Below are 3116 nucleotides of genomic sequence, written 5' to 3'. Positions count from 1 at the left end.
GTACCTGACCGTCCGACCGGGACGGCCCGACCCGAGTCGGAAAATTGTCCGATTTGTGGGAATTTTTTCCGGATACCCCTGGTGCGGCGGCCACCCGAGGCGCATCATGGTGGTGGACCTGCGAGGTAGCCGAGGAGGTTCGACCGCAGGAGGCAGTGGCGACAGATCGAGACGGATCAGGGTCTGCCGCTGGTACCTCGGTCGACGATCGAACTACTGGCCGGAGGACGGGACGTCCGGAGGCCACCCCCACCTCGCAGGTTCCGCATGTTCGGCCGGACCCCTCACCGGCCGAACATCCCGCGTCGCCCCCGCGGTGCTCCGGATCCGGTTCGATCGCTACGGTGCGGTCGGCACCGCGTACCCCATCTCCCACGCGTGCACGGCGATGCCCACCCGGTTCTGCACGCCCAGCTTGCGCTGGATGCTTGCCACGTGTGTCTTCACCGTGCCGGGGGAGATGAAGAGTTCGGCGGCGATGTCGGCATTGGTCCGACCACCCGCCACATGACCGGCGATCTCCACCTCGCGTTCGGTCAACGGCGCGGCGGGGGAGGATCGACGGTCCACCCTCCGGGGCGCGGTCACATGCTGGAGCAACCGCACGGTGACCGCCGGGCTGATCAGGCTCTCCCCTCCCGCCGCCGCCCGGACCGCCTCGGCGAGCAAGGCCGGCCCGGACCGCTTCAGCAGGAACCCGGAAGCCCCGTGCCTCAGCGCCGGATAGACGTACTCGTCCAGGTCGAAGGTGGTCAGCACCACCACCCGCACGGGCGTGACCGCCCCCGGACCGGCCAGGCGCCTGGTGAGCTCCAGGCCGTCCATCCTGGGCATCCGGATGTCCACGAGCGCGACGTCCGGGCGCAGCTCCGCCGCGAGTTCGAGCGCGTCGACCCCGTCGGCCGCCTCGCCGACCACGGTGATGTCGGGCTGGGCCTCCAGGATCCGCCGCACACTCCGGCGGACGGCTTCCTGGTCGTCCGCGATCAGGGTGCGGATGGGATCCGGCTTCGGACTCGTCACGCACGGAAGTCTCGCACGACCGGACTCGGTCGGGCCCGGGCCCCTTGCCGTCCTGACGGTCGGTAGCAGCGAGATCGGTGGAGACCGAGATGGGTGCGGCGGCCATGGCAGGCCCTCCTTCTGACGCGGGGTACGGTCGATCACGACTACGAGCATCGCCGCTCACCGAGCCGCTGCCATCTGCCGATCGGCACCCTTCTGCGGCCGATTTCTCCCCGCGCCCCTGCCGTTCGGCCTAGCGAACCGGCAGTTCGCAGCTCGTCCGCCAACCCGTCGGCCGCAGCGGAGCGGGCTCCAGCGGTCCGGACTCCAACGTTCCGCCGTAGACGGCGAGGCGTTCGGCGAGCCCTGGCAGACCGGTCCCGCCACCGTCCCGAAGGCGACGCAGCCCACGGATGCCGCCCGGCGCCCTGCCGTCGTTGCTCACCGACACCCGTACCACCGCGGCCGTCCCGCCCTCGGCCGCCCGGGCCTCCACCCTAACGACCGCCTCCGCGGCACCCGGAGCGTGCCGTCGCACATTCGTCAACGCCTCCAGCACGACCGCGTACGCGGCGCCCTCCGCCTCCATCGACAGCAACCCCGCAGCCTCCGGCGTCGCCTCCAGCCGGGCCCGGGTGGGACCGGTCCGGTCGAAACGGCCCACCAGCTCCGGCAGGTCGGCCAGCCCGTACACCCGGGTCGCACCGGTCGCACCCGCCGGGTCTCCGATCCCGCCCCGCGGGTCCACCAAGCCGCCCCCACCGTCCCCTCCGTCCTCGCCGCCGTCCTCGCGCGGCTCCCGCAGCGCCCCCACCATCGCGTCCATCGAGTCCAGTGCGCGCAGCCCGGCCTCCTCCAGCCGTCGAAGCAGCGCCGCGGTCTCCTCCGGTCCCTGGCCGCCCGGCAGTTGACCGGCCTGTGCCTCCAGCACGATGCCGGTGATCTCGTGCGCCACGAAGTCGTGCAACCCCCGCGCCACCTCCAGGCGCTGCTCGCGCCGGGCCTTCGCCACCGCGCGCTCGCGCCGCGCGTCCAGCACCCGCAGATACAGGCTCGCGCCGACCACGACGCCCAGCGGCACCCCCGAGGTCAGGACGGCCAGCACGGAGGCGGTCCAACCACCGTTCGGGGTTCGGACGGTGAAACGCAGCGGCACAGCCAGCACCGCTACGACGGCCAGGGCGCCCACCGGTCCGGCCCACCTCCCCCTGGCCCGCCGGGCCACCCGGCCCGCCAGCATCAGCAGGGCCGCCCACTCGAACGGCAGCCAGAAGGCCGGCAGCCGGTACGGACCGGGATAGACCAGGTCGAGCAGCAACGAGGCAACGGCCACCCCGCCCACCGCACCGGCGAGTGTCACCCGCCCGCTCGGCCACGGCACCGCGGCCACCAGCACCGCCACGGCGGCCATGACGGCCAACAGGAGCGCGGCCGCACGCTGACCTGGATGCGCCAGCAGGACGAGGGCGAGCACGAACAGCGCGGCCACCACCCCCACCGGCCCTCGGAGCGCCGTGAGACGAGTCGCGCCGCCGCGGGGCGCAGGGACGGCGATGGCGGGAACAGCGGACCGGCCGTGGGCCGTGTCCACCGAGGAATCGGCAGGCATACGTCCGAGCCTAAGGTCGCGGCTGCCGGCCGGTCGTCGGCCCCCGAGCCGGGCCAACTTCTCGCCAGTAGGGCCGAATCCACCACAAGCAAGGTCAAACTCCCTCGTCCGAGGGAGGTACTAACTCCGGAAAGGGGGGATGTTAGTCCGTGACCGAACAGAGAGCGGACCAGCTCGACCAGGACTCAGGAGAGGACGCCCTCCCATGCGTTTCCGCACCAGCACCACAACCGCCCCGGCCTACTCCTACCGACCTTCGGGGCGCCCGTCCGGGGCCGCCGGGGCGCGGTACCGTTCATCGGGACCGACACCGGTACTTCCTCGGCCGTCGCACCGGACCGATCCGCTGCCGCGCGCCGGTTCCGCCACCACTCGCTCCAACTCGCCGCACGGATCCGGAGAACCAAGCCGATGCCCACCCGCAGCCGTCCGTCCTCCGACCCCGGCCGGGCACACCTCGCCCCGTCCGCCGCCGGCCGCGCCGCTGCGGCGGCGACGGCGA

Annotated in this window: 2 protein-coding genes; both read right to left on the bottom strand. The window is 72.8% G+C overall.

The genetic code is table 11. The features are described from left to right. Positions 1 to 339: 339 nt before the first annotated feature. Positions 340 to 1023 carry a response regulator transcription factor gene (locus VR45_RS38740; RefSeq protein ID WP_234326596.1) on the bottom strand — a complete coding sequence of 228 codons (684 nt, stop codon included), beginning with the start codon at positions 1021 to 1023 and terminating at the stop codon, positions 340 to 342. Positions 1024 to 1258: 235 nt separating this feature from the next. Continuing rightward, on the bottom strand, positions 1259 to 2614 hold the full coding sequence (locus tag VR45_RS38735) for a histidine kinase (RefSeq protein ID WP_234326594.1): 1356 nt from the start codon (positions 2612 to 2614) through the stop codon (positions 1259 to 1261). Positions 2615 to 3116 lie beyond the last annotated feature (502 nt).

Source organism: Streptomyces sp. NRRL S-495 (assembly GCF_000966955.1).
Taxonomy (GTDB): domain Bacteria; phylum Actinomycetota; class Actinomycetes; order Streptomycetales; family Streptomycetaceae; genus Kitasatospora; species Kitasatospora purpeofusca.
This window is presented reverse-complemented; position numbering and strand designations above follow the sequence as displayed.

Coding starts and splice junctions, on each gene's coding strand:
- VR45_RS38735 (WP_234326594.1), bottom strand. CDS start 2,614: ATGCCTGCCGATTCCTCGGTGGACACGGCCCACGGCCGGTCCGCTGTT.